The organism is Mesorhizobium sp. M1423 (genome assembly GCF_040317575.1).
Classification (GTDB): domain Bacteria; phylum Pseudomonadota; class Alphaproteobacteria; order Rhizobiales; family Rhizobiaceae; genus Mesorhizobium.
Window position 1 is genome coordinate 15,637 of record NZ_JAMYKU010000015.1, and the last position, 13,928, is coordinate 29,564.

The 13,928-nt window shown below is 64.6% G+C and carries 10 protein-coding genes; 8 read left to right on the top strand and 2 right to left on the bottom strand.

The window, feature by feature from the left end:
- Positions 1 to 93: 93 nt before the first annotated feature.
- The 7 genes from NKG95_RS19215 to NKG95_RS19245 all read left to right on the top strand — a co-directional run bounded on the left by NKG95_RS19215 (position 94) and on the right by NKG95_RS19245 (position 9,045).
- Positions 94 to 1,518: a pyridoxal-phosphate dependent enzyme gene (locus NKG95_RS19215; protein ID WP_353041963.1), complete on the top strand. Its 1,425-nt coding sequence runs from the start codon at positions 94 to 96 to the stop codon at positions 1,516 to 1,518.
- The gene (locus tag NKG95_RS19220) at positions 1,515 to 2,696 is read left to right on the top strand and encodes a cystathionine gamma-synthase (protein ID WP_352481346.1); all 1,182 of its coding nucleotides are present in this window, start codon (positions 1,515 to 1,517) and stop codon (positions 2,694 to 2,696) included. Before NKG95_RS19215 ends, NKG95_RS19220 begins: the two co-directional genes overlap by 4 nt.
- A gap of 263 nt (positions 2,697 to 2,959) precedes the next feature.
- Complete coding sequence (locus tag NKG95_RS19225; RefSeq protein WP_353023519.1) at positions 2,960 to 3,937, top strand: GlxA family transcriptional regulator; 978 nt, start codon at positions 2,960 to 2,962, stop codon at positions 3,935 to 3,937.
- 292 nt (positions 3,938 to 4,229) lie between these two features.
- Positions 4,230 to 5,534, top strand: coding sequence for a M24 family metallopeptidase (locus NKG95_RS19230; protein WP_352845452.1), 1,305 nt, complete (start codon positions 4,230 to 4,232; stop codon positions 5,532 to 5,534).
- A gap of 20 nt (positions 5,535 to 5,554) precedes the next feature.
- Complete coding sequence (locus NKG95_RS19235; protein WP_353041965.1) at positions 5,555 to 6,232, top strand: isochorismatase family protein; 678 nt, start codon at positions 5,555 to 5,557, stop codon at positions 6,230 to 6,232.
- A gap of 16 nt (positions 6,233 to 6,248) precedes the next feature.
- Positions 6,249 to 7,256 (top strand): alpha/beta hydrolase, encoded by a 1,008-nt coding sequence (locus NKG95_RS19240; protein ID WP_353041967.1) that lies wholly within the window; start codon positions 6,249 to 6,251, stop codon positions 7,254 to 7,256.
- A 148-nt stretch (positions 7,257 to 7,404) separates the two neighbouring features.
- Positions 7,405 to 9,045, top strand: coding sequence for an ABC transporter substrate-binding protein (locus NKG95_RS19245; protein ID WP_353041969.1), 1,641 nt, complete (start codon positions 7,405 to 7,407; stop codon positions 9,043 to 9,045).
- 27 nt (positions 9,046 to 9,072) lie between these two features.
- On the opposite strand, the gene NKG95_RS19250 is transcribed toward NKG95_RS19245, so the two are convergent.
- Both NKG95_RS19250 and NKG95_RS19255 read right to left on the bottom strand, forming a co-directional pair.
- The gene (locus NKG95_RS19250; RefSeq protein WP_353041971.1) at positions 9,073 to 10,560 is read right to left on the bottom strand and encodes a pyridoxal phosphate-dependent decarboxylase family protein; all 1,488 of its coding nucleotides are present in this window, start codon (positions 10,558 to 10,560) and stop codon (positions 9,073 to 9,075) included.
- A gap of 25 nt (positions 10,561 to 10,585) precedes the next feature.
- A complete protein-coding gene (locus NKG95_RS19255; RefSeq protein WP_353041973.1) occupies positions 10,586 to 11,671 on the bottom strand; it encodes a PLP-dependent cysteine synthase family protein in 1,086 nt (361 codons plus the stop codon).
- A 222-nt stretch (positions 11,672 to 11,893) separates the two neighbouring features.
- Between NKG95_RS19255 and NKG95_RS19260 the strand changes: the two genes are divergently transcribed.
- Positions 11,894 to 13,927 (top strand): transcriptional regulator, encoded by a 2,034-nt coding sequence (locus NKG95_RS19260; protein WP_353041975.1) that lies wholly within the window; start codon positions 11,894 to 11,896, stop codon positions 13,925 to 13,927.
- Position 13,928: the final 1 nt, after the last annotated feature.

A 13,928-nucleotide genomic window follows, 5' to 3' on the forward strand; every position in this document is an offset into this window, starting at 1 on the left:
GATCTATCTTCTTTCCAACTGCAAACGGCTGGAAAAGACGGTAGGTTGCCGTCTTCCAGGGCGGTTGCTCATTCTGGCAACGGAGCATCTGACATGAGCAAGCACAAGATCGTAGCACCGGACGATGCATCGTCCCGCCTGCGCCCGCCCTATGCCTCGGTTCTCGACCTGATCGGGCAGACCCCGGTCGTCGAGCTGACCAAATTCGACATCGGCAAGTGCCGGCTGTTCATCAAGCTCGAAAGCCAGAATCCCGGCGGCTCGATCAAGGACCGCATCGCGCTGTCGATGATTGCCGCCGCCGAAAAACAGGGCAGACTGAAGCCCGGCGGCACCCTCGTCGAGGCGACCGCCGGCAACACCGGTCTCGGCCTCGCCCAGGTCGGCATCCCCAAGGGCTACCGCATCATCCTCGTCGTTCCCGACAAGATGTCCCGCGAAAAAATCCAGCATTTGCGCGCGCTCGGCGCCGAAGTGCGCATGACGCGCTCCGATGTCGGCAAGGGCCATGCCGAATATTACCAGGACATGGCCGAAAAGATCGCCGTCGAGCTGCCCGGCGCCTTCTATGCCAACCAGTTCGCCAACCCGGCCAATCCGCTGGCTCATGAAACCACGACCGGACCGGAAATCTTCCAACAGCTCGAAGGCGACGTCGACGCGGTTGTCGTCGGTGTCGGCTCCGGCGGCACGCTGACCGGGCTCGGCCGCTATTTCGCGAAAGTCTCGCCGAAGACCGAGATGATTTTGGCCGATCCGGTCGGCTCGGTGCTGGCGCCTTTGATCAAGACCGGCAAGATGGTAGAGGCCGGAAGCTGGACCGTCGAAGGCATCGGCGAGGATTTCGTCCCGCCCAATGCCGATCTGTCGCTGGTCAGGAAGGCCTATTCCATCCCCGACAAGCAGAGCATGCTGGCGGTGCGCGACCTGCTTTCGAAGGAAGGCATCCTCGCCGGCTCGTCTTCCGGCACGCTGCTTTCGACGGCGCTCCGCTATTGCCGCGAGCAGACCGTGCCGAAGCGCGTCGTCACCTTCGTCTGCGACAGCGGCAACAAGTATCTGTCGAAAGTGTTCGACGACTTCTGGTTGGCCGAACAGGGCCTTGCCGAGCAGGAGCAGCATGGCGATTTGCGCGATCTGGTGATGCGCTCGCATCGCACCGGCGACACCGTGTATGTCGGCCCCGACGAAAGCCTGCTCAACGCCTATGGACGCATGCGCCGCTCGGATGTTTCGCAGCTGCCGGTGCTGGACGAGGGCAAGCTCGTCGGCATCATCGACGAAAGCGATATCCTGGCCAAGGTCGAAGGCCCCTATGACAGCCGCTGGGACCGCTTCAAGGCCCCGGTCAGTACGGCCATGACCTCTACCCTGCACACGCTGCAGGCCAGCCAGACGCTGGATGCGCTGCTGCCGGTGTTCGACCGCAACGAGGTCGCTATCGTCTTCGATGGCGACGAATTCATTGGCCTGATAACCCGTATCGACCTGATCAACCATCTGAGGCGCGCCCGATGACCGTCAAAGCCACCGTATCGGGCAGGAACCGCCTCGCCTTCTCGACGCGCACCATCCATGGCGGCCAGAGCCACGACCCGACGACGGGCGCGGTGATGGTGCCGATCTACGCGACCTCGACCTATGGCCAGCAGAGCCCGGGCGTGCACAAGGGTTTTGAATATGCCCGCAGCCAGAACCCGACCCGCTTTGCCTTCGAGCGCGCTGTGGCCGACCTCGAAAGCGGCACAGCCGCCTTCGCCTTCGCTTCGGGGCTGGCGGCGATCGCCACTATTTTCGAACTGCTCGATTCCGGCGCCCACATCGTCGCCACCGACGACATCTATGGCGGCACGTTTCGGCTGCTTGAGCGGGTGCGCAAGCGCTCGGCCAACCTCCAGGTCGACTTCGTTGACTTCACTGATCTTGCCGCGGTCGAAGCGGCGATCCGCCCGGAAACCAAGCTGCTCTGGGTCGAGACGCCGACCAATCCACTGCTGCGTGTCGTCGATCTCGAAGGCGTCGCGGCATTGGCCAGGCGCAAAGGCGTGCTGTCGGTCGCCGACAACACTTTCTGCAGCCCCTATCTGCAGCGGCCGCTGGAGCTCGGCATCGATATCGTTGTTCACTCGACGACGAAATACCTCAACGGCCATTCCGACATGGTCGGCGGCGTCGCCGTGGTCGGCGACAACAAGGATCTCGCCGATCGGCTGAAGTTCCTGCAGAACGCCATCGGCGCCATTTCCGGGCCATTCGACAGTTTCCTGGCGCTGCGCGGCCTGAAGACGCTGGCGCTGAGGATGGAGCGTCATTCGTCGAACGGCCAGAAGATCGCGCACTGGCTGGAAAGCCGCCCCGACATCCGCCGTGTTATCTATCCCGGCCTGCCCAGCCATCCGCAGCACGCCATCGCCAGGCGGCAGATGCACGCCTTCGGCGGCATGATCACCATCGAGCTCGACCGCGACCTCGCCGGCACCAAGCGCTTCCTCGAGCACACGCAACTGTTCACGCTGGCCGAAAGCCTCGGCGGCGTCGAAAGCCTGATCGAGCACCCCGCACTGATGACGCACGGCTCGATCCCGGCGAAAAAACGCGCGGAGATCGGGATATCCGATTCGCTGGTGCGCTTGTCGGCCGGGATCGAGGATGGTGATGATCTGATTGCGGATCTGGATCAGGCGCTGGCGAGTTGAGTGCACGATGCCGAAACGACGGCGGGACAGCGCCCCCCTCTGCCCTACCGGGCATCTCCCCCACGAGGGGGGAGATTGGCCGTCATCTTGCGCTTTCGCCAATCTCCATCGCTGAAACACGGACGGACGGCGAAGCTGCCGATCTCCCCCTTGTGGGGGAGATGTCCGGCAGGACAGAGGGGGGCGTGAAGGATCACCAAAGATCGGAGCCTACACGCTGCTCCGTTGACCTTGGCGCCATCTGGCGAAATGGTAGTCTCCCTATGAACAACCGACACCGCAACCAACCGACGGTAAGCGACACTCCGCTGACCTTCGCCATCCTGGTCTTCCCCGGTTTTCCGATGATGGCGTTCAGCTCCGTCATCGAGCCGTTGCGCGCGGCGAACGTGCTGGCCAAGCGGGACTGCTATCGCTGGATCATCGTCGGCGCCGCCGAAGGCCCGGTCGAGGCCTCGAACGGCGTCGTCATCCAGCCCGGCTTTGCCGCCCATGACGCGCCGAAGGTCGATCGCATCGTCGTCTGCTCGGGCGGCGATGCCGATCATCTCGTCGCGCACGATGCCGTGAGCTGGATCCGCAAGAGCCTGCGCGGCGGCGCCCATATCGGTGCGGTGGCGGATGCGGCGTTCTTCCTCGCCCGCGCGGGCCTGCTCGACGGCCATGCCTGCACCTTGCACTGGACCAGCCAGGCAGCCTTCACCGAAGCGTTTCCGGATATCGAGCTGAGGCGCGATCTCTATGTCATCGACCGCAAGCGCTTCACTTCGGCCGGTGGCGTCGGCAGCCTCGACATGATGCTGGAGATCATCACCAACGATTATGGCGCCGAGCTGGCGGCCGGCGTCGCCGAATGGTTCGTGCACAGCCCGCTGCGCTCCAGCGTCGACCGCAAGCTGATGCCGCTGCGCTTACGCACCGGCGTCCAGAACGAACTGGTGCTGTCGGCCATCGCCATCATGGAGGATGCGGTGGAGGAGCGGCTCGGCATGGCGGAGCTGGCGGGGCGGCTCGGCGTCTCCTCCGACAAGCTTGAACGCAATTTCCGCTCCGAGCTCAGCATCTCGCCCAACGGCTACTACCGCCGCCTGCGGCTGAAGCGCGCCGCTGATCTCCTGGCACATTCGACGCTGATGGTGCGTGACGTGGCGCTGGCCTGCGGCTTTGCGTCGATGTCGAGCTTTGCCCGCGCGTTCCGGGAGGAGCATGGCCACGCGCCGAAGGTGATGAGGAGGCACTAGCGGCGTTAATCGCTCCACGCTGAGTTCCCGCCCACCCCGCTCTGGCCTGCCGGCCATCTCCCCCTCAAGGGGGGAGATTGGTAGCTTCGCAAGCAAAGCTCACTCGACAACTTTGGAGATTGGCGAAAGCTGAAGTGACGTCCAATCTCCCCACCTGAGGGGGAGATGGCCGGCAGGCCAGAGGGGGGTGCTGTCCCGCCAGCCTGTCTACGGCATCCAGCACAACATTTGCGGTTTTCCGCACAACGCCCGCACGTCCTTTGCTCCATGGTCTGGCTTCCAGGAGGCACCCATGAGCATCGTCGTTTTTGACCCGGACAGCACCGAGGATGTCGACTTCAAGGATCGCATGCGGCATCCGGCTGCGGCCGATCCGGCCGGCGGCATGTGGTTGTCGGATACCGAGCCGTCCTTCATCAATGCCGACGCGCTGCGCAAGGGGCGACTGGCCAAGCTGCGCGCGTGGATGCGCGAGGCCGGCTATGGCGGCGTCGTGCTGTTCGACCCCTACAACCAGCGCTACGCCACCGGCTCGCGCAACATGTTCGGCTATTTCCTGCGCAACTCGACGCGCTACTTCTTCATCCCGACCGAAGGGCCGATCGTGTTGTTCGAATATCCGCAGAGCTACCATGTCTCGATGGTGCTCGACACGATCGACGAGGCGCGGCCGTCGAAGCTGGTCTGGTCTTCGGTGTCGGGCCGTGACGACGAAACAGCCGGCCCGTTCGCCGATGAGATCGCCGAATTGCTCAAGGCGCATGGCGGCGGCTCGATGAAGCTCGGGCTCGACCGCTGCAGCCATCTGCAGGCACTGGCGTTGGAAAAGCGCGGCTGCGACGTCCGGGATTGCCAGGGCGAGATTTTGGCGGTGCGCGCGGTCAAGACGCCAGAGGAAGTAAAATGCCTGCAGGTGTCGATGGCTGGCGCCGAGGCAGCGGTCTATGCGGTGCGCGAGGCGATCAAGCCCGGCGTATCCGAAAACGAGTTGTTCGCCATCATGTATGGCGAGGTGATCCGCCAGGGCGGCGAATTCATCGAAACCCGTTTGCTGACCTCGGGCCAGCGCACCAACCCATGGTTCAATGAGGCGAGCGGCCGCAAGATCAGGCCGGGCGAACTTCTGGCGCTCGATACCGACACGATCGGCTGCTACGGCTATTATTCGGACTTTTCGCGCACCTTCCGCTGCGGCCCGGGCAAGCCGACCGATTATCAGAGATCGCTCTACCGCATGGCGCACGATCAGGTTCAGCACAACATCGGGGTCGTCAAGCCGGGCATGGCGTTTCGCGAGATTGCCGAAAAGGCCTGGAAGATCCCGGACCGCTTCGTCGACCAGCGCTACACCTCGGTCATGCACGGCGTCGGCATGCATGGCGAGACGCCGTTCATCGCGCATGCCATGGATTACGAGACCTATGGCCGCGACGGTGTCATCGTGCCCGGCATGGTGGTCAGCGTCGAAAGCTATATCGGCGAAAAGGGCGGCCGCGAGGGCGTCAAGCTGGAGGACGAGATCCTGATCACCGAGACCGGCACCGAACTCCTGTCGCGCTTTCCCTATGAGGACGATTTCCTTGACAGGCACGTTTGAGTGCTGACAGGCAGTTTTGCATGAAAAGCCCGATCTCGATCAAGCGCGGCAAGGCGGCGGCGGTGTTCATCGATCTCCAGGAGGAGCATCGGCGGGACAAGCGCTATCTGGTCGAAGGCTATGGCGACATTCTCGCCAACGTCCAGCGGCTGCAGCAGGCGGCTCGGGCCAACAATGTGCCCCTGTACCACTGGGCCTATGTCGTCGATCTCGCCACGGCACGGCCGTTCCACCCGGTCGAGGCCAACGGCAAGTCGGCGTTTTCCGACAAGGACGATCCACTGACGGCGATCTGTCCGGAAGTGGGCCCGGCGACAGGCGAGACGATGCTGGTCAAGACCGATGCCAGCGCCTTCCGCGCGGGGCCTGCCGCCGAGCGGCTGAAGGCCGATGGCGTCGAGTGGCTGGTCGTTGCCGGCGTCTGGACCGAGGCCTGCATCGATGCCACCGTAAAGGACGCGGTGGCGCTCGGGTTTCGCGTGCTGCTGGTCAAGGATGCCTGCGGCAGCGGCAGCACGGCGATGCATCAGACGGCCATTCTCAATCTCGCCAACCGGCTCTATGGCGGCGCCGTCACCACCACCGACGGCGCCTGTCGGCTGCTGGCCGGCGAGACGGTCGAAGCCTGGCAGGTCGAGGGCTCGGTGCCATTGCGCTTCAGCTACGAAAACGCCGCCCGCCTCTACGCCGAGCTCTGAGCGGGACCGCGCCGCGATGATCACCGAGGCCGATCGACCAGAAACGACAGAGCGCGGAAAATACCAAACGCTGCTCGATCCGGAGCTGTGGGCCTATATCGACCGGGTCAATGAGTCGTATCCGCCCGAGATCGTCTACATGCCGATCGACAGGCAGCGGGCGGTCTATGACGCCATGTGCCGGGCGTTCCGCGAGCCCTATCCGTCCGGTGTCAAGGCCAGCGACAGCGCGGTTCCTGCCATTGACCATGCGATCCCGGTCCGGCGTTACCAGATGGCGGGCACGGCGCCACAAGCGATGGTCGTCTATTATCACGGCGGCGGCTTCGTCCTTGGCGGGCTCGACAGCCATGACGACATCTGCGCCGAGATTTGCGCCGGCACTGGCTTTCCCGTTCTGTCCGCAGACTACCGGCTGGCGCCCGAGCATCTGCATCCGGCGGCCTTCGAGGATGCGCTGGCCGTATTCGAATGGGCTGCGGCGACGACCGGCCTGCCGATCGTGCTCTGCGGCGAAAGCGCCGGAGGCAACCTGGCTGCCGCAGTGGCGCAGGCGACACGCCGCCATCCTCGCCATGCGATCGGCCAGGTGCTGATTTATCCCGAGCTCGGCGGTGACGAGCTAGACGGCCTCGAGCTGGACAGCAAAGAGCGCGCCGGCTCCTATGTCGAGCACGCAGAGGCGCCACTGCTGACATTGCGCGACGTCGAATTCTATCGGCATATCCGGGCAGGGAAGGGGCAGTCGCCGGAAGACCCGACATTTTCGCCGCTCGGCGATACGGACTTCTCTGGCCTGCCGCCGACGGTCGTCATCACTGCCGAATGCGACCCGCTGTCGGCTGACGGCAAGGCCTATCGCGATCGCATCCTTGCCGCCGGCGGCAAGGCATGGTGGCGCGAAGAGCCGCGGCTGGTGCACAGCTTCCTGCGCGCCCGCAAAACCGTACCGCGCGCCGGCCAGGCGTTTGAGCGCATAATCGCGGCAATAGCCGCGCTGGGCGGAGGTGATTGGCCTGAGTGACGCGGACCGTCCTCCAAGCTCCACTGTCGCGGAACAGCGCACAACAACTGCGGAAACCCGAACACTGCTTCGGTCAGGCCAGCCCTATCATCACGCCACGTAAGGAGCCCGCATCCGCGATGCGCCGGCCCGACAGGGAGGATTTACGATGAAGTTCATGCTGACCGACCGGAAATTGCATCCGCAGGCCGAGCCCGTCGCCGATGGCTTCAAGAAAGGCCAGATGAACCGGCGCGAATATCTCGCCACCATGGCTGCGCTCGGCGTCAGCGCTGCCGGCGCGCTGGCGCTGGGCGGGCTTGCGCCGTCACCGGCCAGGGCCGAGGAACCGAAGCGCGGCGGCATCTTGCGTGTCGCCATGAACGTCAAGGGCTGGAAGGATCCGCGCACTTTCGACGGCGTCGAGATGTCCAACGTCGCCCGTCAGTGCAACGAATATCTGGTGCGCTGGAACCGCGACTTCACCTTCGAGCCATGGCTGCTCGAGAGCTGGGAGACCAGCGACGACGCCCGCGTGCTGACGCTGCATGTCCGCAAGGGCATCACCTGGTCGAACGGCGACACCTTCAACGCCGACGACGTGATCCACAATCTGACGCGCTGGTGCGATGCGTCTGTCGCCGGCAATTCGGTCGCCGCGCGCATGGGCGCACTGGTCAACGCCGATACCAAGAAGGCCGTCGACGGCGGCATCGAGCGCGTCGACGATTTCATCGTCCGGCTCAATCTGCCCAAGCCCGACATTTCGCTGATCGCCGGCATGGCCGACTATCCGGCGCTGATCATGCACCGCAGCTATGATGGCGACGGCGATCCGCTGAAGGCCTTGGCGATCACTACCGGGCCTTGCGAACTCGTCGCATGGGACGCCGAGGTCGGCGCTGAAGTCCGCCGTAAGGACAAGCCATGGTGGAAGGGCGACTTCTACCTCGACGGCATCAAATGGGTCGACTACGGCTCCGATCCCAACGCCATGCTGTCGGCCTTCGAATCGGGCGAGATCGACACCGACCATGAAACCGCCTCCGACACGGTTGCGCAGACCGACTCCATGGGCCTGAGCAATTCGGAAATCGCCACCGGCTCGACCATCGTCGCGCGTTTCAACATCGGCAATCCGCCCTATGACGACATCAAGGTGCGCCGCGCCGCCCAGCTCGCGGTCGACAACGCCGCCGTGCTGAAGATCGGCATGGACAATCGCGGTAAGCCTGCCGAGAACCATCACGTCGGGCCGATGCATCCCGAATACGCCGATATCGGCCCGGCCGTCCGCAACACCGGTCAAGCCAAGGCCCTGCTCGCCGAGGCCGGCAAGGCCGACCACGAATATGAACTCATCTCGGTCGACGTCGACTGGCAGAAGAGCACCGGCGACGCCATCGCCGCGCAGATGCGCGAGGCCGGGCTGAAGATCAAGCGCACTGTGCTGCCGGCCGCGACGTTCTGGAACGATTGGAGCAAATATCCCTTCTCCTGCACGGAATGGCTCGGCCGGCCGCTCGGCGTCCAGGTGCTGGCGCTCGCTTATAAGTCTGGCGCCGCGTGGAACGAGAGCGCCTATGCCAATCCGGAATTCGACAGTCTACTCGACAAGGCGCTGGCGATGCCCGATCCCGGCGCCCGCAAGGAGCTCATGGCCAAGATCGAACAGAACTTGCGCGATTCCGGCATCATCATCCAGCCCTACTGGCGCTCGGTCTACCGCACCTACCGCAAGGGCGTGCATGGCTGCGAGCAGCACCAGTCGCTCGAGCAGCATTTCGAGAAGGTCTGGCTCGATGCCTAGTCTCGCCGCTCGACAGAAAGGCCAGCGTTAGCCGGCCACGCCCGTCCCTGAAATCTCCTGCCCGAGCCGTACCGTTTCCCGGACCAGCAGGTCAAGATCGTCGCGACGGGTGCGGTGGTTGTTGATCGCCACCCTGAGGCAATGCTGGCCATGCACGGTCGTGTCGGAAATGGCGGCGATGCCTTCTTCCTGCAGCCTCAGCATGATCTCGGTGTTGAGCGCCTTCTGCCTCTCTCCCGTCAGCCCGGCGCCGCGGTAGCGAAAACAAACGATGTTAATGTTCACCGGTGCCACCAGTTCGAGAGCCGGTTCCGCCTCGATCAGCGCGCCGAGATGATGTCCCTGCGCAATGTTCTGGTCGATCAGCCGGCCGAACTTTTCGATGCCGTGCTCTCTCAGCGCCATCCACACCTTCAGGGCGCGGAAACCGCGTGACGTCTGCAAGCCGAAATCGTGCAGCCATTGGCCGGAGGCGAGTCCGCGCGGGGTCGATTCCAGATATTCCGGCGTCACCGCGAACGTGCCGCGATGCGCGGAGGCATCCCTGATCAGCGCGCAGCCGACCTCGAACGGCGCGTGCAGCCATTTGTGCGGATCGAGCGCGATTGAGTGGGCGCGTTCGATGCCGGCAACGCGATGCGAATTGTCCGGCGCAATCGCAAGCAGGGCGCCGATGCACCCGTCGACATGGAACCACAGATCCTCTTGTGACGCCAGGTCTGCCAGCGCTTGCAGATCGTCGATCGCGCCGGTGTTCACCGTGCCGGCCGTGCCGATCACGCAGGCCGGCTTGAAGCCCGCGTTACGGTCCTCGACAATCGCCGCCCGCAACGCAGCGATGTCGATCCGCAGCCCGGCATCGCTCGGGATGCGACGCAGTGCCCGGTTGCCGAGGCCGAGCGCCTCCATCGCCTTGCGATGGCAGGAGTGAAGCTGGTCGGAGCCATAGAAACGCAGTGGCTTGTCGATGCCGGCAACCCCGTGCTCGCGTATGTCGATGCCCGCCTTGGCGTTGCGCGCCACGGTCAGCCCGATGATGTTGGCCATCGAGCCGCCGCTGACCAGAGTGCCGCTGGCCGATTGCGGAAAGCCCATCATTTCCTTGCACCAGTCGACGACCTGGCTGTCCATCAACGCGGCGGCATGGTTGCCGCCGCCGAGATTGGAGCCCTGGATCGCCGCCAGGAAATCGCCGAGCGCGCCGGTGAAATTGCTAGAGCCCATATACCAGGACCAGAAGCGCGGATGGATGTTGCCCATCGGATAGGGCATCAGCTTCCCTGTGACGTCGCCGTAGATTTCGGCCAGCGGAGCCGGCGAACGCGGCAGCGGCGCCGTGAAGAAAGTCCTCACATCAACCGGCATCTCCTGCCACACCGGACGCTCTCTGACATCGCGCAGGTAAGCGACGGCATCGTCGACGATCCGATGCGACAGGACCTGCACGTCGGCCCAGTTCGAGGGGTCAAGCGTTTCCTCGGTGGCCGTGATGGCCAATCCAGGCCTCGTGTCCATACAGGCCGCTCCCGATGTGCCGCCGTCACGCCGGAAACTGGCAGCCGGGCGTCGACTGCGAAAGCGCAGTCTCCTCGGCGTCCATCTCGGCTTCGATGCCGTCGAACAGCGGTGTCGTCATGTAGCGTTCGCCAGTATCGGGCAGCATGCACAGGATCACCGAGCCGGGCGCCGCCTTTTCCGCGATCTGCCGCGCCACAGCGAAGGTCGCTCCGCCGGAGATGCCGGTGAAAATCCCTTCCTTCTGCGCCAGCGCCTTGGCCCATTTCATGCCCTCGGGCCCGGCAATCGGCACCACCTCGTCATAGAGGCTGGCGTCGATCGCCTCTTGCAGCACGTCCGGAATGAAGTCGGGCGTCCAGCCCTGGATCGGATGCGGCTCGAAGGCCGGATGGCTGGCGGCAGGCGCGCCACCGGCGCCGCGCTGCTGCGGCTTGCCGCTGCCGATCAGCTGCGCGTTGGCCGGTTCGGCGAGCACGATCCGGGTCTCCGGACGCTCCTGCCGCAGCACGCGCCCGACGCCGACGACGGTGCCGCCCGTGCCATAGCCGGTGACGAAGCAGTCGAGCCGCGAGCCGGCGAAATCGTTGATGATCTCGCGCGCCGTCGTCGCCTCGTGAATGGCGGCGTTGGCCTTGGTTTCGAACTGGCGGGCCAAAAACCAGCCATTGGCTTCGGCCAGCTCCACCGCCTTCTTGTACATGCCAAAACCCTTCTGGGCGCGTGGCGTCAGCACCACCTTGGCGCCCAGCATGCGCATCAGCTTGCGGCGTTCGATGGAAAAACTGTCGGCCATCGTCACCACCAGCGGATAGCCCTTTTGGGCGCAGACCATGGCAAGGCCGATTCCGGTGTTGCCGCTGGTCGCCTCGACCACGGTCTGGCCCGGCGTCAAGGCGCCGCTGCGCTCGCCTTCCTCGATGATGTTGAGCGCCAGCCGGTCCTTCACCGAGGCGGCGGGATTGAAGAACTCGGCCTTCACATAGATCGTCGCATGATCCGGTCCGCGATTGTTGATGCGGATCACCGGCGTATCGCCGACCGTGTCGAGAATGCTGTCGAACAGGCGGCCGCGCCCGGCGGTGGTTCTGATTTTCTGTTGATGCAACATGTCGATCTCCTCGCTTCGTCGTTGTCTCTTGTCGTCACGGGCCGGTTACAGACCGGTGGCTTGGGCGGCGAGGTTTCGAGACCTTGCCGCACTACATTTGCCTCCCGGCAATGTGGCCATGGCGGCATCCGGCGCGGAAATTCGCCGCCGGATGCACCGTGTCGCGTTTGGTGATAAAACAAAGGCCGACTGGCCAGCGTGGGAGCAGGCGTGGAAACGCACGTGGAATCCACCCGATCGAGCCTCGACGGCGAGGTGACCGGCCTTTCCGTGCGCCTGCTCGGCCCGCTGACGATCGCACGCAACGGCATCATCATCCAGCTCCCAAAATCGCGCAAGCTGCGTGCGCTGCTCGCCTATCTGGCGCTGGCGCCGCATCCGGTCGGCCGCAGCCGGCTCTGCGAGCTTTTGTGGGACGTGCCGAACGACCCGCGCGGCGAACTCCGCTGGTGCCTCAGCAAGCTTCGAGGCGTTCTCGACGAATCCGATCGGAGCAGGATCGAGGCACAGGGCGACACGGTCGCGCTCGACCTGAACGGTGTATCCGTGGATGCCGTGGAGATTGCCTCCGCCGCGACGAAGGGAATAGAGACGCTCGAGCTCGAACGCCTGCTGGCGCTTTCCCGGCTGTTCGCCGGCGATTTCCTCGACGGGCTGGAGATCGACCGCAGCCCGCATTTCAACAGCTGGTTGACCGCTCAGCGCCGCCGCTTCAGCTCATGCCACGCGGCCGTGCTGCAACAGCTTGTCGAGCGGCTCCCCAGCGATTCCGATGACGTGTCCGCGCACCTCGAAAAATGGCTAGAGCTCGCGCCATTCGACGGCCGTGTGCATCTGGCCTTGCTGACGAGGCTCGCCCAGCGCGGCCAGTTCGGCGCGGCCGAGGAGCATATTGCGGCCGCCTTACGGCACTTCCAGTCCGAAGACCTGGATTTCGGACCCGTTCGCGACGCATGGCGGGCAATCCGCTGTCAGCACGGCGCGTCATCATGGGTGCAGCCGGCCGTTCCGCTCTCGGTACCTCCTATCATGCTTGCCGATCCCAACGCCGCAACGTCGCGCAAGGCTTCGCTTGCGGTGATGCCGTTTATTGAACAGGCCGGCATCGGCGGCGTTCCTGGTGGCCCTCGCGGAGGGATTGCCGACGGCCTGACCCACGACATCATCACCCGCCTGGCCAAGCTCAGGGATTTCTTCGTCATCGCGCGCGGCTCGGTGTTTGCCTTGGCGGAGAAAAACATCGCGCCCGAAGATGCCGGGCGGCGGCTCAACGTCGACTATGTCGCCACGGGCATGGTGCGCTGCCAGGCGGGCCGCGTCACCGTTGCTGTCGAGCTGGTCGAAGTGCGCACCGCCAGGATAGTCTGGGCCGAGACGTTCGAGCGCAAGCCGGACGACATCTTTGCCGTGCTCGATGATATCGGCAACAGCATCGTCTCGTCGATCTCGGCCGAGATCGAGACGGTCGAGCGCAACCGCGCCATGCTGAAGGCGCCCAATTCGCTGAACGCCTGGGAGGCCTATCACCGCGGCCTGTGGCACATGTACCGCTTCACCCGCGCGGAAAACGAGCAGGCCCGGCATTTCTTCGACCTGGCCTTGAAGCTCGATCCTACCTTCGCCCGCGCTTATGCCGGGCTCTCCTTCACTCATTGGCAAAATGCCTTCCAGCGCTGGGGCGACCGCGATCAGGAGAGCGCCATGGCCTTCGAGGCAGCCGGCCAGAGCCTTCTCGTCGACGATCACAATCCGGCCGCGCATTGGGCCATGGGGCGGGCGCTGTGGCTGCGCGGCGAGCAGGACGGCTCCCTCATCGAGCTGGAACGCGCCGTCGACCTCAGCCCTAATTTCGCGCTTGGCCACTATGCCCTGTCTTTCGTCCACTCGCAGTCCGGCGACCCGAAGGCCGCGATCGGCTCATCCGACCATTCCAGGCATCTGAGCCCCTTCGATCCGCTGCTGTTCGGCATGCTGGGCGCCAGGGCGATGTCGCATGTCCGGCTCGGCCAGTTTGACGAAGCCGCCGAATGGGCGCTGAAAGCAGCCGCGCGTCCCAACGCCCATGCCATCATCCTGGCAATCGCCGCGCATTGCCTTGCGCTGGCGGGACGGCTGGACGAGGCTCAAGGTTTCGCCGCCGCGTTGCGCAAGACGCTGCCGAACTACTGCGCCGATGATTTCATCGGCACCTTCCGCTTCGAGCCGGACGCCGAGGCGCTGTTCCGGCAAGGCGCCAAGCGGATCGGGCTGAGGTGAA